Source organism: Lysobacter sp. ISL-50 (genome assembly GCF_018612875.1).
In the GTDB taxonomy this organism is placed as follows: domain Bacteria; phylum Pseudomonadota; class Gammaproteobacteria; order Xanthomonadales; family Xanthomonadaceae; genus Lysobacter.
Map to the genome: position 1 here is coordinate 34,955 of NZ_JAGGRI010000028.1, position 23,396 is coordinate 58,350.

12 protein-coding genes are annotated in these 23,396 nt (G+C 68.3%); 5 read left to right on the forward strand and 7 right to left on the reverse strand.

From position 1 onward, the window contains the following. Positions 1-24: 24 nt before the first annotated feature. Positions 25-726, forward strand: a complete 702-nt coding sequence (locus J7J50_RS16990; protein WP_215060826.1) for a TetR family transcriptional regulator — start codon at positions 25-27, stop codon at positions 724-726. Here J7J50_RS16990 and J7J50_RS16995 read toward each other — a convergent pair. The 3 genes from J7J50_RS16995 to J7J50_RS17005 form a co-directional block, all read right to left on the reverse strand. Continuing rightward, entirely contained in the window at positions 716-1,198 is a 483-nt protein-coding gene (locus tag J7J50_RS16995) for a DUF4019 domain-containing protein (RefSeq protein WP_215060828.1), read from the reverse strand. The genes J7J50_RS16990 and J7J50_RS16995 overlap by 11 nt on opposite strands. A 46-nt stretch (positions 1,199-1,244) precedes the next feature. Further along, positions 1,245-2,078, reverse strand: coding sequence for an OmpA family protein (locus J7J50_RS17000; protein ID WP_215060830.1), 834 nt, complete (start codon positions 2,076-2,078; stop codon positions 1,245-1,247). 141 nt (positions 2,079-2,219) lie between these two features. Further along, positions 2,220-11,045, reverse strand: coding sequence for an ESPR-type extended signal peptide-containing protein (locus J7J50_RS17005; protein ID WP_215060832.1), 8,826 nt, complete (start codon positions 11,043-11,045; stop codon positions 2,220-2,222). A gap of 1,175 nt (positions 11,046-12,220) precedes the next feature. Here J7J50_RS17005 and J7J50_RS17010 point away from each other — a divergent pair. Further along, positions 12,221-13,696, forward strand: coding sequence for an ATP-binding protein (locus tag J7J50_RS17010; RefSeq protein ID WP_215060834.1), 1,476 nt, complete (start codon positions 12,221-12,223; stop codon positions 13,694-13,696). On the opposite strand, the gene J7J50_RS17015 is transcribed toward J7J50_RS17010, so the two are convergent. From J7J50_RS17015 to J7J50_RS17025, 3 genes are all read right to left on the reverse strand, one after another. After that, positions 13,666-16,065, reverse strand: coding sequence for a two-component regulator propeller domain-containing protein (locus tag J7J50_RS17015; protein ID WP_215060836.1), 2,400 nt, complete (start codon positions 16,063-16,065; stop codon positions 13,666-13,668). The genes J7J50_RS17010 and J7J50_RS17015 overlap by 31 nt on opposite strands. Before the next feature lie 42 nt (positions 16,066-16,107). Beyond that, positions 16,108-16,878 carry a response regulator transcription factor gene (locus tag J7J50_RS17020; RefSeq protein WP_215060838.1) on the reverse strand — a complete coding sequence of 257 codons (771 nt, stop codon included), beginning with the start codon at positions 16,876-16,878 and terminating at the stop codon, positions 16,108-16,110. A gap of 617 nt (positions 16,879-17,495) precedes the next feature. Further along, positions 17,496-18,485, reverse strand: coding sequence for a helix-turn-helix domain-containing protein (locus J7J50_RS17025; RefSeq protein WP_215060840.1), 990 nt, complete (start codon positions 18,483-18,485; stop codon positions 17,496-17,498). Between the two features lie 387 nt (positions 18,486-18,872). Between J7J50_RS17025 and J7J50_RS17030 the strand changes: the two genes are divergently transcribed. Together J7J50_RS17030 and J7J50_RS17035 are read left to right on the forward strand one after the other, a co-directional pair. Continuing rightward, positions 18,873-20,516 (forward strand): TonB-dependent receptor, encoded by a 1,644-nt coding sequence (locus J7J50_RS17030; RefSeq protein WP_215097516.1) that lies wholly within the window; start codon positions 18,873-18,875, stop codon positions 20,514-20,516. A 508-nt stretch (positions 20,517-21,024) separates the two neighbouring features. After that, the gene (locus tag J7J50_RS17035; protein WP_215060844.1) at positions 21,025-21,483 is read left to right on the forward strand and encodes a hypothetical protein; all 459 of its coding nucleotides are present in this window, start codon (positions 21,025-21,027) and stop codon (positions 21,481-21,483) included. Positions 21,484-21,497: 14 nt separating this feature from the next. Here J7J50_RS17035 and J7J50_RS17040 read toward each other — a convergent pair whose 3' ends face one another. Next, positions 21,498-22,334 (reverse strand): transglutaminase-like domain-containing protein, encoded by an 837-nt coding sequence (locus tag J7J50_RS17040; protein WP_215060846.1) that lies wholly within the window; start codon positions 22,332-22,334, stop codon positions 21,498-21,500. 174 nt (positions 22,335-22,508) lie between these two features. Here J7J50_RS17040 and J7J50_RS17045 point away from each other — a divergent pair, with 174 nt between their 5' ends. Next, a complete protein-coding gene (locus J7J50_RS17045; RefSeq protein WP_215060848.1) occupies positions 22,509-22,976 on the forward strand; it encodes a hypothetical protein in 468 nt (155 codons plus the stop codon). Positions 22,977-23,396: the final 420 nt, after the last annotated feature.

Consider the following 23,396-nt stretch of genomic DNA (forward strand, 5'->3'; position numbering starts at 1 on the left):
CGAATCCGCATCGACAGGCCGGCCATGACCGCTCGCAAAGCGCCCAGAATTTCTTCGCGAAAGCAGCCGAAACAGGCCAGATCGAACCAGCTCGTCACCGCGATCCTGCAGGCGGCCGCGCAGGTTCTGGCGGTGGAAGGCGCGCAGCGGTTCACCACCGCACGGGTGGCCGAGCGAGCCGGCGTCAGCGTCGGATCGCTGTATCAGTACTTTCCCAACAAGGCCGCGATTCTGTTCCGGCTGCAGAGCGACGAATGGCAGCAGACGACCGATCTGCTGAGCGCCATCCTGAAAGATGCCGCGAAACCGCCACATGAGCGCCTGCGGGCGCTGGTCCATGCCTTCATCCGCTCCGAATGCGACGAAGCGCAGATGCGGGTGGCGCTCAATGATGCCGCCCCGCTCTACCGCGACGCGCCTGAGACGAAGAAAGCCCGCGCCCGGGGCGAGCGCACGCTGCAGGCCTTCATGCGCGAGATCCTGCCGAACACGCCCAGCGCCGCGCGCCTGCGCGCGGGCGACCTGATCGGCACGACGCTCAGCACCGTGGGCAAACAGTTCTCGGAAACTCCGCGCACCGCGGCGCAGATCAAGGCCTACTCGCAGGCCATGTCGGACATGTTCCTGGCCTATATCGAACGCATCGGTTCGACCCAGGCGTCCGCTTCATCGAAGGCGCATGGACGCAAAGCGCGGATGCGCCTCGACGGCGCGCTTACTGGATGACGTAGCCCGAGAACCGCCACATCCCGTCTTCGTCCCGACGCAGGGACACCAGTTCCGTCGCCGCGCGCTTGCCCTGGAACTGGCTGGAGAATTCGACGCTGGCGTACAGGCCCGGAGGAAGCTTGGCGCCGTTGCCCACCATTTCGCGCCGCACCGCGATCCAGTTGCGCGAACTGGCCGCGCCCAGCGGCTTGCGGCTCTTGCCGACATAGCCGACGAAGTCTTCACGCTTGGCGCTGCGCTTGGTCACGTTCGACGAGTTGTCCCACAACGCGCCGGCCTGATCGCGATCGATCGCCTGCAGCAACTGCAACGCGGAGTTCGCCAGGGTATTGGGGTCGATGTCGCGCGCGGCGGCCGACTGGGTCGCCGCGGCCGGTCGCGCCGCCTGACCCTGGCTCTGCCCCTGGGCGATCGCCGATGCGGACACGACGCACAACGCCGCCGCCATCGCGGTTACGAAAAATTTCATGGCCCTACCTCGGTTGTTGCTTGATGGATGAAAACGACGCGGCGATTCACTCTTCCACATCGGCCTTGATCTCGACGCGGCGATTGGGCTGCAGGCAGGCGATCAAGTCGCTGCGCTGCATCGAGGACTCGCAATTTCCGACGACCGGCTCCGTCTCGCCGCGGCCTTCGGCGGAGATCAGCCGCGCCGGCACGCCTTCGTCGATCAAGAGCTGACGCACGGTTTCGGCGCGCTGGCGCGACAGCGCCTGATTGGCTTGTTCGCTGCCGATCAGGTCGGTGTGTCCGATCACCCGCACCGAGCGCAAGGTCTTGGCATTGCGCAGTTCGCCAGCGATGCGCGCGACCTCAGCCCGGCCGCCCGCCTGCAGATCGCCGGCGCCGGAGCGGCCGAACGCGAACAAGGCATCGGCGGACACGGAGAAGTTACGCGTGGTGGCCGCCGCAGGCGCCGCCGGCATGGCCGCGACGGGCTCGCGCAGCAGTTCGCCGCAGGTTTGCGGTTGCCAGTAGAAACTGCGCGCCAGATAGTTCTGGTCGAAAATCACCTTGTACTGGCAGGTGGTCACGCTGCCGTCGCGGCGGAAATGGAAGAGGTAGTCCCATTCGCGAACGCCGGCGTAGCCTTCGCGGAAGTGCGGGCGTCCCAGCAGGTGATAAAGCTGCTCCTTGCCGACGCCGGGCGCGACCAGGCGCAGGTTGTCGAGGTTGGGAAAGGTTCCGTCTTTCAGCACCGCGCGCTCGGGCGCCGGAAACACCACTTCGCCCGGCACGCCGTCGGCGGAAATATCGCGACTGACATGTCGGGTACCGCAAGCGGACAGCAGTCCCATCGCGACCGTGCACGCGATCGCTATGCCAGCGAATCGTTTGGCTTCCATTGGATGTTCCTCGCTTTGACTGGTGACCATCGGTCGGCGCACATGACGCGCGCCGCCGGACAGAGTTCTGATTCGTTCGGGTTCCGCGACCAAGACCTCATCGGATTGCGCGCGGCGCCCTTCGGCGCCGCGCGCATCGCTTCACCACTGGATACCCGCGCCGACCGAGAAGCCCCAGTCGCGCGCGGTGTTTCCGCTGGCCTGGGCCTTGTAGACCCAGCGGCCGTTCTCGGTGATGCCCGACAGGCCCACCGCCATGCCGTATTCGCCCTGATAGCCGCCGGCCGCGATCGCGAGCATGCTCTTGCCCGGCAGATACGCCTGCGGCAAGCCCGCCATCGCCATCGCCGAGGACGTGCCGGCGCGGAAGTCCTTGCGCAGGTTCCACACGTCGTAGTCGAACTTCTGGAAGCGCGCGTCGGTGTAGGCCTTCGATTGATCGACGGCGGAACTCACCCCGGCGTTGAGCTGGCTGACGTTGACCGCGTCGGTACCGGCGATGCCGGGCGCCACGCCGGTGATGGTGCGGCCGCCGACGTTGACCTCGCCGGTGGAGGTGCTGTTGCCGACGTAAGCGGCGTTGTATCCGCTCTGCGCGCCGACCGTGGTGGCCGATCCGGACCCCAGCGCCACGCTGTTGGCGTGGCTGGCCGTCGCGCCGGTGCCCAGCGCGGTGCTGGCATTGCCGCTGGCCGTACTCTGGTTGCCCACCGCCAAGGCGTTGTTGCCGCTGGCCACCGCGCCGTTGCCGCCCGCCGACGAATTGGTGCCGGTCGGCTGCGGCTTGGCGATGTTGCCTTCCTGGCTGACCTGGAACATGCCGTCGGAACCGTTCTGCACATTGGTGATGCGGCCGTCGAAGCCGTTGACGGTGTTCGACAGATTGGCGACGTTGCCTTCGACCTGGGTGATGCGGCCGTCGAAGCCGTTGACCGTGGTGCTCAGGTCGGCGATGTCGCCCTCGACGTTGGTCACGCGTCCGTCCAGCGCATTGACCGCCTGATTGGTCGCGTGCAACTGCGAGCCGTTGACCGCGTCGGTCGAAGTCTCCGACAAGCGACCGGCGGCGACGTTGGTGAGGGTGCGTTCGGCGCCCGCGCTGCCCACGCTCACCGTTCCCACCGGCGCGGCACCGGCGAAGTTGTACGTGGTGCCGGCGATGGTGGCGCTGGCGGTGCCCACCGCGGCGGCGGTGGAGGAGCCCGCGCCCAGCGCCACGCTGTTGGCGGTGCCGGCGGTGGCGCCGGTGCCGATCGCCACCGCATCGCCGGCGGTGGCGCTGGCGTTCACGCCCGAAGCGATCGCGCCGGTCGCGGTGGCGCCGTTGTTGGCGTAGTTGCCGCCCTGCACGCCGCCGTCGTTGACGCTGTAGTAATGCGCGGTGCCGGAGGAAACCGCCTGGTTCAACTGATCCAGGTTCACCGCGTCGGTGCCGTTGGCGCCGGCGCCCACGTTGGTGATGGTCGTGCCGCCGGCGTTGATGCCGACGTTGGTGATGCTGGGGCCGCCGGCGATGGTCAGGCCGTTGGTGGTGATCGTGGTATTGCCGACCACCACGCTGTTGAAGCTCGGGTCCGGCACCACGCCGACCGTCAAGGTGCCGGAGGCGTCGTCGTAGGCGACCGTGGCGTTGCTGCCGGCGGCCACGGTCAGGGTTTCGTTGGGCGCGATATTGCCGCTGTTGGCGCCGGCGGCGATGTTCCAGCCGGCGCTGGCGTTGTTGTTCACCTGGGTCAGCGCGTCCTGCACGTTGGTGTAGTTGTTGCCGCCGACCGCCAGGCCCGCCGTCACCGTGTGCGTGGCCGGGTTGTAGACCGAGGTGCCGCCGAGCGAGGCCGCGGTGCTGTTGCCCAGCTGATCCAGGTTGACGCCCAGCGCGCCCACCGCCTGATTGGTCGCGAACAACTGCGAGCCGTTGATCGCATCGGTGGAAGCGCCCGACACCCGGCCCGCGGCGACGTTGGTGAGGGTGCGCTCGGCGCCGACCGCGCCGACGCTGACCGTGCTGGTCGGCGCGATGCCGGCGTAGTTGTAGGCCACCCCGTCGATGGTGTCGCTGCTCGTCGCCACCACCGTAGCGGTGACCGAACCCGAACCCAGCGCCACATCGCCGGCCTGCGTGCCGGCGACCGCGCCGTTGCCCACGGCCGTGCCGCCGGCCACCGTGGCGCTCGCACCCACGCCCGCGGCCAGCGCGTTGACGCCGCTCGCGCCGTCGTTGTTGTAGTTGCCGCCGGCGACGCCGTTGTCGTTGACGCTGTAGTAATGCGTGGTCGCCGCCCGCGCCGCCGCGGTCAACTGCGCCACGTTCACCGCATCGGTGTCCCGCGCGCCGGCCGCCACGCCGGTGATCTGGCGCGTGTCGGTCCCATTGCCCACGCTCACCGCGCCCAAGGTGCTGCGCCAGGTCGGCGAGGTATCGGTGGAAGGCAGACCGCTGACCGGGTCGTAACCGGCCACGCCGGCGGCGGTGTTGGCCACCGAGCCGCGGCCCAGGGCCACGCCATCGACGGCGGTCACCGAGGTGTTGGTGCCCAACGCGGTGGCGCCGGATACATCCGCGATGGCGTTGCGGCCCAGCGCCGCGCCGGCTACCAGCGCCGGATCGATCACGCCGCCGTTGTAGGTCGCATTGGCGCCGTCGCCGAACGCCGCGCCGCCGTTGCCGGCGCGCGCCGAGGCGCCCATCGCGACCGAACCCGTGGCGATCGCGTCGGTGCCGATCGCGATGGCGTTGACTCCGCTGGACGCCGCGTTCAGACCCATGGCGATCGCGCCGGTGGCGCTGGCGTTGGCGGTGTTGCCGATGGCGAGGGCGCTTTCCGCCGACGCCGAACTCGACCGGCCCAAGGCCGTGGAATACAGACCCGTCGCGTTGGCGTCGTAACCCGCGGCCAGGGCCGAGGTCGCGGTCGCATCGGCGAAATGGCCGATCGCCACCGCCTGGCTCGCGGTGGCCGTCGACACCATGCCCAGCGCGACCGCGTAGGCATCGGTCGCGCGCGATGCGTCGCCGATCGCCACCGCGCCGTTGCCGCCGGACAGGGACGCCCCGCCGATGGCGATACCGAGGCGGACATTGGCCGTGGCGCCGACGCCGATCGCGATCGTGTTCTGGGCCGAGGACAAGCTGTTGATGCCGAGCGCCACCACGCCGCCGGTGATGGCCTGCGCGTTGGTGCCGATGGCGACGCCGTTGTCCTGGCTCGCCGTCGCGCCGAAGCCCGCGGCATACGACCCCACACCGGTCGCGCTGGCGTTCACGCCGGAAGCGATCGCGTTGACGCCGCTCGCGCCGTCGTTGTTGTAGTTGCCGCCCACGACGCCGTTGTCGTTGACGCTGTAATAGTGCGTGCGCACCGCGGTGGTCGCGTCGGTCAACTGGCTGACATTGACCGCATCCGTGCCGGCCACGCCGGGCGCGACGTTGTTGATGACCAACCCACCGGCATTGATGCCGGAAGTGGTAACACTGGGCCCACCGGTGATGGTCAGGCCGTTATTGTTCAACACGGTGTTGCCGGCGGTGACGCTGTTGACGGTGATGTCGTCGGCCAGATCGAAGCTGACGTTATCGCTGGCCGCGGTCTTGCTGACCACGATATTGCCGTCGGTGTTGTTCAGATCGACCGCTTCGCCCGGCGCCACGTTGCTGGCATTGGCGCCCTGCGCGCTGACGTTCCAGCCCGCATTGGCGGTGGTGGCGACCTGTTCGATCGCCTGATTGGTCGCGAACAACTGCGAACCGTTGATCGCATCGGTCGAGCCACCCGACACCCGGCCGGCGGCGACGTTGGTGATCGTCCGCTCCGCGCCGGCCGTACCCACGCTGACCGTGCTGGTCGGCGTGATGCCGGCGTAGTTGTACGCGGTCCCGGCGATGGTGTCGCCAGCCGTCGCCACGACGGTGCCGGTGACCGAACCCGAACCCAGCGCCACGTCGCCGGCCTGGGTCGCGGCGGTCGCACCGAAGCCCACCGCGGTCGCGCCGGCGGTGGTCGCGGTCGCGCCCACACCCGCGGCCAACGCGTTGACGCCGCTCGCGCCGTCATTGTTGTAGTTGCCGCCCACGACGCCGTTGTCGTTGACACTGTAGTAATGCGTGCGCACCGCGGTGGTCGCGTCGGTCAACTGGCTGACATTGACCGCATCCGTGCCGGCCACGCCGGGCGCGACGTTGTTGATGACCAGGCCGCCGGCATTGATGCCGGAAGTGGTGACACTCGGTCCGCCGGTGATGGTCAAGCCGTTGTTGTTCAACACGGTGTTGCCGGCGGTGACGCTGTTGACGGTGATGTCATCGGCCAGATCGAAGCTGACGTTGTCGCTGGCCGCGGTCTTGCTGACGACGATGTTGCCGTCGGTGTTGTTCAGATCGACCGCTTCGCCCGGCGCCACGTTGCTGGCATTGGCGCCCTGCGCGCTGACGTTCCAGCCCGCATTGGCGGTGGTGGCGACCTGTTCGATCGCCTGATTGGTCGCGAACAACTGCGAACCGTTGATCGCATCGGTCGAGCCACCCGACACCCGGCCGGCGGCGACGTTGGTGATCGTCCGCTCCGCGCCGGCCGTACCCACGCTGACCGTGCTGGTCGGCGTGATGCCGGCGTAGTTGTACGCGGTCCCGGCGATGGTGTCGCCGGCCGTCGCCACAACCGTACCGGTGACCGAACCCGAACCCAGGGCCACGTCGCCGGCCTGGGTCGCGGCGGTCGCGCCGAAGCCCACCGCGGTCGCGCCGGCGGTGGTCGCGGTCGCGCCCACGCCCGCGGCCAACGCATTGACGCCGCTCGCGCCGTCGTTGTTGTAGTTGCCGCCCACGACGCCGTTGTCGTTGACGCTGTAGTAGTGCGTGCGCACCGCCGTGGTCGCATCGGTCAACTGACTGACGTTGACCGCATCCGTGCCGGCCACGCCGGGCGCGACGTTGTTGATGACCAACCCACCGGCATTGATGCCGGAAGTGGTAACACTGGGCCCACCGGTGATGGTCAGGCCGTTATTGTTCAACACGGTGTTGCCGGCGGTGACGCTGTTGACGGTGATGTCGTCGGCCAGATCGAAGCTGACGTTATCGCTGGCCGCGGTCTTGCTGACCACGATATTGCCGTCGGTATTGTTCAGATCGACCGCTTCGCCCGGCGCCACGTTGCTGGCGTTGGCGCCCTGCGCGCTGACGTTCCAGCCCGCGTTGGCGGTGGTGGCGACCTGTTCGATCGCCTGGTTGGTCGCGAACAACTGCGAACCGTTGATCGCGTCGGTCGAGGCACCCGATACCCGGCCGGCGGCGACGTTGGTGATCGTCCGCTCCGCGCCGACCGTACCGACGCTAACCGTGCTGGTCGGCGCGACGCCGGCGAAGTTGTAGCTCGTGCCGTTGATCGTCGTGCTGGGCGTCGCCATCGCTGCCGCGGTGACCGAACCCGAGCCCAGCGCGACCGCGCCGGCCTGGGCGGCGGCGCTGTTGGCGCCGAGCGCGATGGCGTTGTCCGCGCTGGCCGCCGCGGTGCTGCCGAAGGCGAGCGCGCTGGCGCCGGCGGCGTTGGCGGTGTTGCCCAGCGCCACGGCCCCGAGGCCGTTGGCGATGTTGGCGTTGCCGAGCGCCACCGCGCCGTTGCCGGTGGCGGTGTTGTTCGCGCCCACGCCCACCGCGCCGGTGCCGCTGACGGTGTTCGGATCGCCGATCGCCACGGCGCCGTCGCCGTTGACGCTCTGGCTCTCACCGATCGCCACCGCGCCGGTACCGCCGAGCACCTGCGAGTTGCGGCCGATCGCGACCGAGCCCGGGCCGGCCGTCGCCGCCACTGTGTTGGTATCGCCCAATGCCACGGTCGAAGCCGCCAACGCCTGCGTGGACGCGCCGATCGCGGTGGCGCGCGCCGCCGTGGCGCTCGCGCCGGGGCCGATCGCGGAGGCGAACTCGCCCGATGCGCTGGCGAACTCGCCGAGCGCCAGGCTGTTGGTGGCGCTGGCATTGGCGAAGGCGCCCACCGCGGTGGAGCCGCTGACGCCCGATGCCTGGGCGTCGACGCCGATCGCGACACTGCTGACCGCCGAGGCCGCGGTGCCGGTGCCGAGCGCGACCGCGTCGCCGCCCGATGCGCTGGCCTGATAGCCCTGCGCCACGGCCTGATCGCCCGACGCCGTGGCGGCGATGCCGGCGGCCATCGAATTGGCCCCGGTCGCGCCGTCGTTGAGGTAGTTCGCCCCGTGCGTGCCGCCGTCGTTGACGCTGTAGTAGTGCAGCGGCGTGCTGGCCGCGATGGCTTCGATCGCCTGGTTGGTGGCGAACAGCTGGCTGCCGTTGATCGCATCGGTCGAACCGCCCGAGATGCGCCCCGCCGCCACGTTGGTGATGGTCCGCTCGGTGCCGGCGTTGCCGACGCTGACGGTGCTGGTCGGCGCGATGCCGGCGAAGTTGTAAGTCGTGCCGCCGATGGTGCCGCTGGGCGTCGCCACCGCTGCCGCGGTCACCGAACCCGAGCCCAGCGCCACGTCGCGCGCATTGTTGGCCACCGCGGTGTCGCCGAACGCGACCGCGCCCGCCGCCAGCGCGCGGCTGGTGCTGCCGATGGCGACGCTGCCCTGGCCGACCACGGCGTTCTGGAAGCCGATGCCAACCGCGCCCTGCGCCGGCGTGCCGGCCACGCCGACCGCCTGACCGCCGCCGCCGACCATGTTGGTGTTGCCGATGCCGATCGAGCCGTTGCCGGTCGCGGTGTTGTCCAGGCCCTGCGCCACCGCGCCATTGCCGCTGGCGGTGTTCGGGTCGCCGATCGCCACGGCGCCGTTGCCGCTGGCGAAGTTGCCCGAACCGATAGCGACGGCGCGGCCGCCGGTGGCGGTGGAGCCGCGGCCGATGGCGACCGCGTCATCGGCATCGGCGACGGATTCGCCGCCGATGGCGATGGCGTTGGCGCCCGAGGCGAGCGCGCCCAGCGTGGAATTGCCGCCGACGGCGACCGAACCGATGCCGGTGGCGCGCACTGCTGTTGCCGCGCTGTTGCCGCCCGAGCCGAGCGCTGTCGCGAAGTCGGCCGCCGCGTTCGTCCGGGTGCCGACCGCCAGCGCGTCCACGCCGGTTGCCCGGCTCCCGACACCCAGTGCGACGGCGCGATCCTGCGACGCGGTCACGTCCGTGCCGATGGCGATGGCACCCGCCGACAGCGCGCCCGATCCGGCCAACGTGCGCGCGCCGAGATTGATGGAGTTGATCGCGGACGCGATCGACTGGAAGCCGATGGCGATGGCGTTGCGGCCGCCCGCGTTGGCGCTGCTGCCTTGCGCGATGGCATCCAGTGCGGATGCGTTGGCCTGGGTGCCGACGGCGATCGCGTTGCCCACGCTGGCATTCGCGTTCAGGCCGATCGACGTCGTCGCGTTGTCCGCCACACCGATGCCCGCGTTGGTGCCGATGGCGATATTGTCGTTGCCGCTTACCAGGCTGCCGGCCGCGGCACTCAAGGTGGCATCGTAGGCGACCGTGCCGTCGCCCGTGCCGAAGGCGAGATTGCGCGTTCCGGTGACGCCCGAACCGGCGCCGCGCATCGCGCTGGCGACGCCGCCGCCCACGGCGGCGTTCCGCGCGCCGCTGACCAGCGTGCCGGCGGCGACGCCCAGTGCGGCCGAACCGGTATTGGCGGTGGTCGAACCCGCGCCGGCGCCCTGGCCGACCGCGACGGTGCTGGCCCCGAACGCGATCGCTTGCGCTCCCAGCGCAAGCGAACTATTGCCTTCCGCCCGAGCGGCGTTGCCCAGGGCGGTGGCGGCGGCGCTGGTCGCCGTCGCCAAACGGCCGCCGGCGAACGTATTGACGCCGCTGGCATTGGCGCCAGAACCGATCGCAGTGGAAAACCCGCCGCTGGCGTTGGCGAAAGAACCCAAGGCGCTGGCGGCGGCTCCGGTGGCCTCGGCGGCCGCGCCGACCGCGGCCGCATTGGTGGCGCTCGCGTTCGTCTGGGCGCCCAATGCGGTCGCGTTGATCCCAGTGGCGGCAGCCGTGTTACCCATCGCAGCGCTACCTTGCGCGGCCGCATTGGCGGCAGTGCCGAGTGCGACGCCGAAACCCCCGGTAGAGCGCGAATTAACGCCGATGGCGATGTCGTTCGGCGTGGCGGGCGTACCGACAACGCCCGCGAGTGCGTTCAATCCCAGTGCGATCGACTGATTGCCCACTGCCTTGGATTGAATGCCGATGGCGACGGTTCTGGTAGAACTGGCCTCCACGTCCGTGCCGATGGCGATGGCGCTTTCGGCCAGCGCGCCTGTTCCGGCGGCGGTGCGAGAGCCCAGATAAATGGAGTTCAATGCCGAGGCGCGCGCCTGCGCGCCGATGGCGACGGAATTCTGGCCGGACGCGACGCTCCCCCAGCTTCCCGCGAACGACGTCGCGCCGCTGGCCAGGGAACTGACACCCACCGCGGTGGAATTTCCTCCGGACGAAACCGAGAACGTGCCCAACGCGCTGGCGCCGGCCGCGGTGGCGCTGGCGTTGACGCCCATCGCGATCGTATTGACGTTGTTCGAGACCGTGCTGCCGCCTATGGCGATCGCGCCTCCCGGCCCCGTGGCCGAGGCCAGCCGACCGACAGCCACCGTGTACTGTCCCGATGCCACGGCCTGGAAACCCACGGCCGTCGCCCAGTTGAGGGAGGCCACCGCCTGATACCCGAGCGCGGTGGCGCCGGGCGCGGTCGCCCTGGCTTGCCAGCCCATGCATGAGGCGGAGTCGTTGTACTGGTTGTACGGCGCTGCGGTGCAGTCCACCGATTGCGCCTGCGCCAATGGCACCCATCCCGTCCCGCCCATCGCCAGCAGCGCGGTCATGACCCCCGCGCTCAAGCTCGCCGCCGGGCGCGGGCCCTTGCGACGGTCGCGCGAGGCCTTGCCGCCGCCTCCGGCCAATTCGGACGTGACCACCAGCTGATTGAGCGAGCGGCTCCAGACAACGCTGTAGATTTTATTCATTGGATGCTTCCCCAGTTACTAGCCGATCCGATGGGCTGTGGGATTGAGAGCGGCAGGATCAGGCCTGCCGGCTCTTTCGATGAAAGTCGTAGCGGCCGCGCGGCCCGGCCCGGCGCCGCGCGCGCAATGGGTGGGGTCGTCGCTGCCGGCGATGCGCCGGCCGGCCTCGCGCGAGGCGGCCTGGACGATGGCGTCGCCGGAACGCGGACGGTTCGGATGGTGGCGATGCCGGCGCGGGCCGGACGTTCGCTTCGCGCCGAGGCACCATCACGCACGTCGAATTTCCGTTTCATGCGCCGCCCATCGTGAGGAGTGTTCGAAGCGCGCAATCCTTGTGATTTACGAATCGCGCACCGCTCATGCGCGTCGAACACTAGCGATCGACTTCCGCCATTACACGCACAAGCCCTCACGAATAATTTCGGCGATCGGCATCGCATTCGTCGCTTTATCGAGACATGGGCCCGATCGGTTTTGTGCGATGACGATGAATATTTTTCGTCGGCGGCAAATGCGGCGCGAGCGCAATCGCTATCGCGCAACCGAGGAAGCGCCGATGGCTCGGCGACAAATCAAACCCGCGCGGCATCGGCGGTATCGACCGGCGCGTTCGCATCCCGAGTCCTCGCCGAACGGTTGCCGCGCGGACAATGGGCGCGGCGCCGATCGAGCGCGCCGCTCGCGAGCGTGGCGTCCAGCGGGGACGTGGAGATCCTCACCCGCTCGCCAGAGGTGCCGCGCCCACGGCGCCGCCGGGGTCGTCGGCGGGTCTGCGCCATGCCGCCCGCGGATCAGCGGCTTACCGTCGCCGGGCCCTTCGCGAAGCAGGTCGGCGCAGCGCGCCCCGGCGCGCCACCACCCAAGAAATTTCCCTTTCCTCACCGATGGTGAGAAATGCAAGCAAACCCGCACCGCCGATTCGCCCAATGGCGCCCCATAAAAGGTGACGCAGATCGCGATTCCTTCCCGGCACACCTATTCCAGCGTTACCGTGCCGAAACGCGGTGCTAGTCTGACTACCGATGTCATTCAAGGCAGATCGCGTCTGCCACGGCGAGTCCGTCGATCGCGCGAGCGTCGCAGCGGGAAGGGGCGGATCGCTCCTGGGCCGCTCGTCCTCCCGCGGTACCGGCCGGCCCTTGGCCATCACCCCCTTGCTCGCATCGACCGCACCGATGATCGCCCGCGTATCGCTCCTGTCCCTGTGGCACGGCTTCATCGGCTGGATGAACCGCGTGCCCATCCACGCCAGGCGCGACCGGCGCAACGCGCTGACCCTGCAGGCGATCCTCGCCGTCGCCACGACCGCGACGCTGTTCATGGCGATCGCGTCGTGCGCGGCCGGCGCGGACCGGGGCGGCGGCGGCGAGAACGGCCTGATCCTGGTGATCAGCGCCTATACCGGCCTGTGCTTCTGCCTGCTGCGCAACGGCTGGTTCCGGCTGGCGACCAGCCTCACTGTCGCCGGCGGCCTGCTCCTGATCGGCGCGAGCTATCAGGCCTACGGATTGCAGGCGCAATCCGGACTGCAGATCACCCTGCTGCTGCCGCTGCTGTTTTCCGGGTTGTTCCTGGGCCGCGGCGCGGTGTGGTGGACGGCGCTGGCCAACGCCGCGGTGCTGGGTATCGGCGCGCACACCGACCTGCGGCTGGCGACCGATTCCATGCAGGCCTCGCAGGTGCTGTCCAACCTGCTCCTGGCCGGGATGAATTTTCTCGTGCTGGTGATGATTCTCGACCGGCTGATCCTGTCGTCGCAGCGGGCGATCAATCGCAGCGAAGAACTCAACGCGCTCTGCCTGGAGCTCACTCGCCAGGTGGAGGAAAAGGAGCGCGCCTACGAACGCCTGCTGCAGACGCAGAAGATGGAAACCGTGGGCCGGTTGTCCACCGGCATCGCGCACGATTTCAACGCCATCCTCAGCGTGATCCTGGGGCACGCGACCTCGGTGGACAAGCGAGGCGGTTCCATCGACGCCGTGCTTCCGGGCATCCGCCAGGCCGCGCGCAGCGGCGCCACGCTGACCCGGCGCCTGCTCAGCTTCAGCCGCACGCACGTGCGCCAGGTGTCCACGTTCGATCTGGCCGAAGCCATCGACGAGGTGCGGCCTTTGATCCTGCCGATGTTCCCGCGCGGCATCCAGGCCTCGCTCGACACCTCCGCGTCCGGCCTGCTGGTCAGGGCCGATCGCGACGAACTGGTGCTGGCGCTGCTCAACATCGTCAGCAACGCCTGCGATGCGATGCCGCAAGGCGGCCGGTTCTTCTTGTCCGTCGAAGCCGACGGAACGCATGCCGCGCTCAAGCTGGAAGACACCGGCACCGGCATGACACCGCAGGTGCTGGCGCGCGTGTTCGAACCGTTCTTCACCACCAAGCCCAAGGACAAGGGCACCGGGATCGGCATGACGACCGTGCAGCGCTTCGTGGCCGAACACGGCGGCGAGATCGATGTCGACAGCGCCCCGGGCCAGGGCACGCGCATGCGCATCCGCTTGCCGCTGGCGCAGGCCGGGAGCGAGATCGGGGACGGCGCCGACCTGGACATTCCGCCGGCGCCGGCGGTGGCCGGCGATTACGGCGGCGCTGCGTCCGCGATCGAACGCCGAACCGCCGGTGGCTATCGCGATATCGGCTCGGGAACGCGTTGACCGCGGCGATTGTTCGCCTGCGGCGGTTCGTCGCCGCCACTGCGCTCCTGGCCGGCGCCGAGCTGGGTGCCGATCACCAGCACCAGCAACCCTAACGAGGTCGCCAGGATCAAGATCCACGGCCGCAGATACCAAGGCTGCGGATTGAGGATCTGCAATCGCGCCGGCACCGGCGACCATCGCCCGCCCTGGGTACGCGCCTGGACTTCGAACACGTGCTCTCCCCACGGAATCAGGGGATACAGAATGCTGCGGTTCTGCCCCGCCTCCACCCAGTCCGGATCGAAGCCCCGCAGGCGAAAGCGGAAGTACGTCTCCCGCGGCCGGCTCAGGTTGATGGCGGTGTAATGAATTTCCAGGCTGCGCGCGTTGGGCTCCAGGACCAGCGACGATCCAGCGATCTTCTGCACGCGCCCGGCGATCGCCACTTCTTCGATGCGCGGCCGCAGCGGCACCGACGCGACCGGCGCAACCTCGGCGGGATCGATCACGGCGAATCCTTCCACCAGCGAAAACCACAACCGCCCCCGCGTATCGCGATGACAGGCGGTGGAATGCCCGCCGTTGATTTCCGACGGAACCAGCCCGTCGTCCACGGCGTAGCCGACGGATTCGATGTCGGCCGCGGCCTGGCGCGGCTTCGGCAACAAGGTGACGCCGCGATTGCCTCCCAGCCACAACCGTCCGCGGCCGTCGGCCAGGATGCAGGAGACCGTATCGTCGAACAGGCCGTTGCGGGTGTCGTAGTGATGCACCTGGCCGGCGTGTATCCGGTTCAAGCCGCCGCCGTAGGTTCCCACCCACAGCGTGGCGGTCTGCCTGTCTTCGAACAAGGCGCGGGCGAAACGGGAGGACAAACCCTCTTGCGGCGTCCATCGCTCGACGATGCGGTTATCGAGCAACCGCCACACGCCGCGGTCGCCGACGAACCATTCGCCGCCGTTCGCGGCGGGCACGACGTTGTTCACGCTCATGCCGCGCAGGGCGTCGATGCGGCGCTGCCCGGTGATGCGTCCTTCGCCGTCGATCCAGACCTCGAAGGTGAAGCGTCCGGCGCTGACCAGGAAACGGCCCTCGCCCCACCGCCAGACGTTGATCGCGCCCACGCCCGTCCACACGCCGACGGGCGTCGGCTTGCCGTTGGCGATGCGCACCAGGCGCCCTTCCGCGGTGCCGACCAGCAGCGCGTCGTCGCGATCCAGCGCCAGGCTGGTGACGCAATCGACATGCGGCCAGGTTTGCAGCGGCCGCCGCGCCATCGCGCCGTCGGCCTGCCAGTGGTACAGCCCGCCGCAAGCCGATCCGAACCACAAGCCGCCCTGCCCGTCCGCGACCACCGCGCGGCCGGCCATGATCACTGCGTCCCGGAACACCGGAACTTGGCCGAACAACGGTTTGCGCACGCGCAACAGGCCCTTGCTGCCGCTGCCCAGCCACAGATTGCCTTCGTCGTCCCTGGCCAGGCTGGAAATGCCCATGCCGAACAATTCCGGGACGTCTTGCCATTCCCCGGAGCCGTTCTCGCGAACCACTCGTCCGGAGGCCGTGGCCACCCACCACCGGCCGTCCGCATCCTTGGCCGCGGCGGTGGGGACGGCGACACCGAGCCGGCGCCATCGCCCTGGATCGGGCTCATAGCGATACAGCGCGCGATCCGTGCCGACGAGCAAGGCGCCGCCGTCGGCGTGCAAGGTTTGCACCCATTGGTCGCCATCGGGCAGCGCGATGCGGCGAAGCCGCCGATCGTCCAGGACGAAAAAACCTTCGCCGCCGCCCACGTAGAGACGGCCCGTGGCGTCATACGCCATGGCCGCATGGCCGGTCCTCACCGGATCGACCCAGGTCGCTCGCTTGCGCACGGGGTCCAGATTGAACAAACCGACGTTGCTCGCGACCCACAGCCTGCGGTCGGGCGATTGCGCGATGGCGTTGATCTGGCAGGTACCGCCGCAAATCGACAAGTGATGAAACGTCCCCTGGCTGTAGACGCTCAGCCCCGCGTCCTGCGTGCCGATCCACAGCTGCTTGCGGTCGTCCTCATGGAGCGCCAGCACGCGATCGCTGGGCGGCCCGCCTTGCGCGCCGACCTTGGGCCCCGGCGTATCGAGCGAAGGTTTGCCGCGGAACACCGTGAAGGCCAGGCCGTCGAAACGCGCCAGGCCGCCGAAGGTACCGATCCACAAATAACCGTCGCGCGTCTGCACCACGGAATTCACGCCCGCCTGCGGAAGCCCGTCGTCCGCGGTGAACACGTGCAAGCCGGCGCGGTAGCGAGGCTGGATCTTCGACGATGCCGAGGCGCTCGCGCCTATGACGAACAGACCGACCACCCACGCCATCGACCGCAGCCAGACTTCTATGGCTCTCACCCTGCCTCTTCCCCGCCGCCGGCATGGCGCCGGCATGATCGATTACCAGTTGAGCACGTATCCGATGCCGCGCACGGCGCGCAGAGGAAGCTCCTCTTCCGCCGCCTGCTGGCATTTCTTGCGCAGGCGGTGAACCAGCATTTCCAATCGGTGCGGATCGAAGTCGTACGCGTTCTTCACCAGGCTGGCGATCAAGGTCTCGCGTTGCACCGGAAGGCCGGCGGCCGCGGCCAGCATCGCCATGACTTGCCGCTCCGCCAGGTTCAATTCGATTTCGACGCCGCCGGGGGTCAATATGCACCAGCCGCGTTCGTCCAGTCGCCAATGGCTGGACGCCGGCGCGGCGCTCGCGTCCGGAATCACCCATCGCGCCAGATTGTGCAAGGTCGTCACGACCTCATCCATATCGACCGGCTTGGGCAGGTAGGCATCCGCGCCCGCGCGCAAGCCGCGCATCCGATCCTGCGCGGAGTCGTATCCGGTCAACATGACGATCCCGACCCGCGGAGACAGCCTGCGCAGATGCGCGGCGATGCTGAAGCCGTCTTCATCGGGCAGACCGACGTCCAGCAGGATCAGATCGTAGGAGCGAAGCGTCATCGACCGGTACAGCTCCAGCGCCCCGTCCATGCCGACGACGCAGAACCCGGAATGGGACAGCACCGGCAACAGCACGTCTTCGCGGAACGTACGATCGTCGTCCACCACCGCAAGCACGGGCAGCCGCCGCGCGGCCTCTCGCAAGCGAGCGCTCATCATCATTTCCCCCGAAGGAAGCCTGTGCCGGCTTCCTGATATGCGCGGACACCCCAATGCAAATCCGCGTTCGAGTCAGCCTAGCATCGCGCTTTAAGGCGAATCGTTACGAAACCTGCTTTCGTGATAATTATCACATCGCCCGGGCGGCTGGAGGTTGGCCGAACTCAGCGGCATTCGACTAATGGATGAGTCGTCGGGAGTGACGCGTCTTCGAATCGGGGTAGCCTCGCGCTCGTTCGTCGACACCTCGCGGCCGCGCTCGCCTCGCGGCTTGAAGCAACGGCCGGGCGTCGAGCCCGCTTTCTCTACTCCCGCCCCTGGCACCAGTGATCGATCGCCAGTTGATTCTGTCGTTCTTTCGCCAGCGCGCAGTTCTCGGCGCGCTCTCGTTTCGAGTCGGGCACAGGGACGGGCGGGTGTCTGGCAGGCCACGCGCACGCAGACAGGGAGGCGAGAAAGATCAGCCCCGAAAATCGGCGACGGAAACGGGGCGTCGTCGCGGCCGACATCCGGATTGAGCCGAGCCGCGGATTGGCCCGGGCCTGAGCGATGTCGCCGCGGCTGATTTGCGGGTGCATGCGAGTCCTTTGGAAGAATTCAGAGCCAGGCGGCCCTGCTCCCGCCGCATCAACGGACACAGGGAGCATCGCGCAAGCCTGCGGACACCGCCTTCAAACAGCCGCGCTCGGCTTGAAGCGCCTTCTGTATTCCACCGGCGCTATGCCGAGTTGGCGGCGGAACAGCCGCCATAAGGTCGCTTCATCCCCGACCCCGGTTCTTACCGCGATGGTCTTGAGCGGCAACGAGGTGTGTTCGAGCATGCGCCGCGCTTGCTCCAGGCGCATTTGACGAACGACGGACGACGGCGTTTGCCCGAACTCCCGCTCGCATACCCGGGCGAGCGTGCGGGTGCTCATGCCGGCGAGTTTCGCCAGCTTGCCGATCGGCAAAGGCTTGGCCAGATGGCCCTGGATCAGCGCGGTCAATGCGTGGATTCTGCCGACCGGCCCGCGCTCGGGAACGATGCTCTCGTCGAAGAACATCGCCTGTTGATAGGGGCGCCGCAAATACAGCACCAGGCTTTTGGCGACGGTCAGCGCCGCCTGATGGCCGTGATCTTCTTCGATGATCGCCAACATCAGATCGAGACCGGCGGTGATGCCGGCCGATGTCCAGATGCGTCCGTCGCGCAAGAACAGATCGTCGCTTTCCACGCGCGCGCGCGGGAACCGGTTGCGCAGCTCGTCGCGATAGACCCAATGCGTGGTGGCCGCGCGGCGATCGAGCAAACCCGCCTCGCCGAGTACGAACGCTCCCGTGCAAATGGACACGATCCGGGAGACGCGGCGCGAATTCGCGCGCAGCCACTGCGCCACGCGCATTTCGCCGGCGGAACGGCCGTTGGCCGGCGTGGCGCCGGCGATCACCACCGTGCTCGGCGTGCCGTCGCGCGCGGCTTCGTCGATGGAACAGGCGCCGCCCAGCACGACGCCGTGACGCGTGGGCACGGCCCCGCTCGCGGGTGCGACGATCTTGGGCGCGTATGCGGGCCGGCCCAGCACTTCGTTCGCATATCCGAGCACCGACCAGGGCCCGCTGAGGTCGAGCAGCTCAGAGCCCGGGAACACCACGAACCATACTTCGCGAGTGCGATTGCGCATTCGCGCACATTACGCCAGGTGGCAAGAAATGCAATCTAATCAATCGTAATGGCGTCGCTCGGCGCTTTGCGTGGCCTGCAAGATTGCCCGGCCGATACGCGAAGGCACCGGGAGTAGTCGATGAGCCACCACGTTCGACGCATTGCAGGTCTTGTCATCATGTACGCCGCCGCGATGCGCGCGACGGCGCAGGACAACGCACTCACATCCGCGGTCGACGCCTTCGGCGAACGCGCGGGAATCGAACAATCCGGCCTGTACAGCGAGAGCCAAGTCCGCGGTTTCGATCTCAACGACAGCGGCGCCTACCGCATCGACGACGCTTATTTCAGCCGCGCCGCGGCCCTGGACGACACGGTGCTGTCGAGCGCCAGCGTGCGCGTCGGCGTGAACGCCGCGCGTCTTGCCTATCCCGCGCCGTCGGGCGTGGTGAACTACCGGCTGCGCGAAGCGGGCCCGGCGAACGAGCTGCGGCTGGGCGCGGGCGTTCGCGATTTCGGCACCCAAGTCTTGCAGGGCGACGGCTCATACCGAAGCGGAGCCTTCAGCTTCGCGGGCGGATTCCTGTGGCGTCCGCTGCACCGGCACCCGCAGGGATACGAAGGCGTCGCCTTCAATCTGGGCGGTGTGTTCGCCTGGGACATCGCGCCCGATCAGCGGCTGCGCGCGTTCGCATCGATGTACAAGCGCCACTACGACGGCGACTATGCGGTGGTCGCCAACGCGGGCGCGATGCCGCCGCCGTTGCGCAGGCTGCATCAGTACTCGCCGCGTTGGGCCGAGACGGCCGCCAACAGCACGAACATGGGCGTCCTCTACGATGCCCGCTTCGGCCGTTTCAGCGTCGATGCGTCGGCGTTTCGTTCGATCTTCGACATCGAGCAAAACGACTTCACCCTGATTTCGTCGGACGGCGCGGGGCGAGCGACGGCAACCACGCTGCGAAGCCCGGGGCGCACGAAGATCGCCGACTCGGTCGAAGCCCGGATCGGACGCCCGTTCGAAGCCGGCGCGCTCGACCAGCGCGTCACCCTGTCGCTGCGAGGCGGCCGCACAACCGCGGAATTCGGCTCGAACCTCGCCGTTCCCCTGGGCGCGTTCCAGCTCCCGGGCGATCCGCCCGAGGTGCCGGAAATCAAGTGGTCGGGCATGCGCGGCGAAGACCGGGTCGAACAGGTCACCGCGTCGGCGGGCTATACGCTTGCCTGGGACGACCGCCTTCAGCTTCGTCTTGGGATTCATCGCATCCGTTACGACAAAGCGGTACGTTCCATTTTGGGCACCCAGACCGGGCGCGTCAGCAAGAGCACGCACTACAACGCTTCGGCGGTGTTCAATCTGACCGACCGCACAGCGCTGTTCGGAAGCTGGGTGACGGGACTGGAAGAAAGCGGCGTGGCGCCGCTGTTCGCCAGCAACGGCGACGAAGTGCTCCCGCCTGGCGATGTCGAGCAATTCGAACTGGGCGTGCGTCATGCGCTTTCGCCGCGGCTGACCTTCATCGGCGCGTTCTTCGATGTTTCCAAACCCAGCCAGGGTCTTCGCTCCGACGGCTCGTTCGGGCTGGTCGGAGAAGTCGACCATCGCGGCGTCGAAGCTTCGATCGCCGGTGAACTCAACGACCGGATCAAAATCGTCGTCGGCGCTGTCGCCTTCGATTCCGCGGTGACCGGTGCGCTGGTGGATGCGGGCATCGTCGGCTCGGAAGGCGTCGGCGTGTCGCAGCGCGCGGCCAGCGCCAGCATCGAGTATCAGCTTCGCGACGGATGGTCGCTCGACGCCAACCTCAACTATTCCGGCGAACGCTGGACCGACACCGCCAACACCTTGCGGGCGCCGGCGGTCACCACACTGGGCATCGGCCTGCGCCATAACTTCACACTCGCCGGTCGGCCCGCCGCATTGCGCATCGTGGCCTCGAACATTACCGGGGCGGATGGCTATCTGGCCGCGCGCTCGGGACTGCTGTCGCCGATTGCGCCGCCGACGATCCGGGCCGTGCTTACGCTCACCTTCGGGCCGAGTGAGTGAGCTGGTTCCGGCAGGGCTCACCATCGTCCTTCCATCGTTTGCGTTGGCGACCGATGCCCCCGGCCTGGACGCACCGAAAACGGGATCGAGAACGCTGGCTTGAGCCGACCAAGGCTCAAGCCAGCCGGGCGACGGATATTCAGAAGAAACACCGCGATCGCGGGGCTTTTCCATCCAGTCGCCTTGGCATCAGTACGCCCAGTTGGCCATTCTTGATGACGATGAACTTACAGAGCCGGGCGATCGCCCTGTAGATCCGCGAACGGAATCATCGTGGTGCGCCGCGGGAATCAATCGAGGTTCGTCAAGCACCAACTCACTCCATCGTCGCGGACGCATCGGGCGCCTCGACGTTACCGGCGACCACCGGCGCGGACGACATGGCCGCGCAGTCCGAATCGGCGTCCCGGCGACAAACTCGCCGGCCGGGCCGCACACGACGTCCGGGCGGCGCAAACCGCCGGCCTCGTGCTACAAAGGCCCATCATTCGGCGCAAAAGACCCCGCCATGGCCCGCTACCCAAGGATCGACCAGCCCTGCCCGCTCGACACGCAGGCGCGCCTGCGCATCGACGGCCATTGCGGCCTGTGCGGCAAGACCGTGCACTGCCTGGACGGACGCAGCGACGCGGAGCGCGCGGCCTTGTTGCGGCAAGCCAGCGGCCCGATCTGCGTCTCGTATCGGTTGGCGCTGGGCACGGCCCTGGCCTTGTCGGTCGTCGCGCCGACGGCGGCCGGCCCGACGGACGCCGCCGCCCCGGCGACGCCATCGCAGACGGCGCCGCTGACCGCGCCCAACGCCGCGTCGCAGGCGCAGTCGCCGGTAGCGCCCGAGACCCTGGCCGACCCTGGCTTGGTATCCATCTTCGTCGGCGGCATCAGCCGGCCCGACGAAGCCGAATGGGTCGAGGACGATCGCGACCTGCCGGAACTGCCGATGCGGCGCGAACCGCCGCCGCGCGAGTAAGCGCTCGCGACGTCTCAGTTCGCGGCGCGGTCCTCGCCTAACACGCCGACCGCATCCTCGATGCGCAGCCCGGCGATCGCCTGCATCGCTCCGCGCACACTCTCCGGATTGCCGTCGCCGACCACCAACGCAAGGTGGCCGGCGTCGAATTCGCCCATGCCGGCGTCGTAACTGACCCAGCGCTCCCCGTTCCAGACCTGCACCCACATATGCGGCCCGAACGAATGCGCGCGGCCGACGAAGCGGCTGCCGTAGGCCAAGCCGGCGACCACCCGAGCCGGTATGCCGCGCGCCCGTGCGGCCGCGGCGAGCAACAGCGCGTACTCGGTGCAATCGCCTTCGTTCCCGGCCAGGGCCTCGCGCGCGCTGAGGTAATCCCGATAGACCACCGGCCCGGACAGGTGCGCCTGCACTGCCGCCACCAAGTGGCGCATGCGCGCGTCTGTGCTGCCGCGGCCGGCGGCACGGGCGAAGCGGGTCACCGCGCGATCGCCACTCTGCAGCCACGGCGTGGGCGCGAGGTAGCGCCGCAGCGCTTCCGCGTCGGGTGCGGTTTCGCGGCCGCAATCCCTGCAGACGGTCACTTCCAGCCCATCGGAGGAGCGCATCGCGTATTGCTCGCCGGTCTGCGGCCACGGCCAGCCCACCGCCGCGTCGCGCTCGCTCAGCCGGTAACGGATGGTGCCGTGGCGCGCCGCCGGCGACATCCGGTACGGCGACGGCACCAGCAGCGCCTGGATCTGCGCCTTGAGTTCGGCCTCGGAAGCGACGCTATCGGCGGCGCCGGCGACGCCAATCCAACCCGAAGACAGGACCAGCAACGTCCATAGCAGAAATTGCTTCGACTTCATGCGCCAGCTTCCCGGGCTTCCTGACCGCTAATCGGTATCGACGCGGGTTGGTCCGGGGCCGCCGATTGCTTTTGCGGATCGATGAAGCCCCGGCCGTGCGTCCCACGCACCATTAATTACAGATTCCTGTCGGCCGGCAATCTATCATCGCCCGTCCACTCACGAGAAATCGTCATGTCCGATCGGCAACGCTGCGTCTTCGCCGCTGCACTGCTGTGGTGGTGCTTCGCCTGCGGTGAAGCGGCTGCCGCGGTTCCGGTCCTCGATGCGACGCCCGCTTGCGCTTACCGCAAGCTCGGCGCGGTGTCGGCGGAGGCCGGCGTCCGGATCAAGGGCGACAGCCTGGACAAATCGCCGGCGCCGGCGAGCTATCGACGGGCGTTCGATGGTTTGTCCGATGCCGCGCAAGCCCTGGCCGCCAACGCGGTGGTGTTGCGCGGCCATCGCGCGACCTACTTCACCCAGTTCGGCAAGCGCAGTCGCGAACCGGTGCATATCGACTTGTCCGGCGTGGCGATCGGCATCGAGGGCGATCTGGCGCGATGCAAATTGGTGGTAGCCGATCCAAGCGATTACCGCCGTTCCGACAAGACCCTCAAGACCGTCGAAACCACGGCCGAAGAGGCCTATCGCACCGAGTGATCCGCCGCGCGCCAGGCACGATGACACTCCGACAGCGCACTGTTGAATCGCAGAATATTCGCCACCCGGTATCACGTCGCCCTGCATGTTGGTTGCGCCGGCCGCCCGAAGCCCCACAACATACTCGGCGCCATCCGTCTCGCCCCCGGCTCCACGCAGATATAGCATCGGGACATCGATACGCTTAGGTGTCGAATTACTCTTCGCGTCCGCTTCAATGGCCCGGTACCCGTCGGACCCGGCCCGCAGGGCTTCGGGTCATGCATACGCCTCTACAGACGCACGACGAAGGTCAGCGCCCACCGCGCTCTAGTCACCCGCGAGCGCATTGATGAAATAGTCGAAGTATGTCTTTTCATTCCCATGTACCGGGATTTCAGGCAATGGGGGCAAGACGTGAAAAGCGAAGGGGCTGTCCTA

Excerpts from the sequence above, each read along its gene's own strand:
- J7J50_RS16995 (WP_215060828.1), bottom strand. The coding sequence starts at position 1,198 with ATGAAATTTTTCGTAACCGCGATGGCGGCGGCGTTGTGCGTCGTGTCC.
- J7J50_RS16990 (WP_215060826.1), top strand. The coding sequence starts at position 25 with ATGACCGCTCGCAAAGCGCCCAGAATTTCTTCGCGAAAGCAGCCGAAA.
- J7J50_RS17045 (WP_215060848.1), top strand. The coding sequence starts at position 22,509 with ATGTCCGATCGGCAACGCTGCGTCTTCGCCGCTGCACTGCTGTGGTGG.
- J7J50_RS17035 (WP_215060844.1), top strand. The coding sequence starts at position 21,025 with ATGGCCCGCTACCCAAGGATCGACCAGCCCTGCCCGCTCGACACGCAG.
- J7J50_RS17000 (WP_215060830.1), bottom strand. The coding sequence starts at position 2,078 with ATGGAAGCCAAACGATTCGCTGGCATAGCGATCGCGTGCACGGTCGCG.
- J7J50_RS17040 (WP_215060846.1), bottom strand. The coding sequence starts at position 22,334 with ATGAAGTCGAAGCAATTTCTGCTATGGACGTTGCTGGTCCTGTCTTCG.
- J7J50_RS17025 (WP_215060840.1), bottom strand. The coding sequence starts at position 18,485 with ATGCGCAATCGCACTCGCGAAGTATGGTTCGTGGTGTTCCCGGGCTCT.
- J7J50_RS17005 (WP_215060832.1), bottom strand. The coding sequence starts at position 11,045 with ATGAATAAAATCTACAGCGTTGTCTGGAGCCGCTCGCTCAATCAGCTG.
- J7J50_RS17010 (WP_215060834.1), top strand. The coding sequence starts at position 12,221 with ATGATCGCCCGCGTATCGCTCCTGTCCCTGTGGCACGGCTTCATCGGC.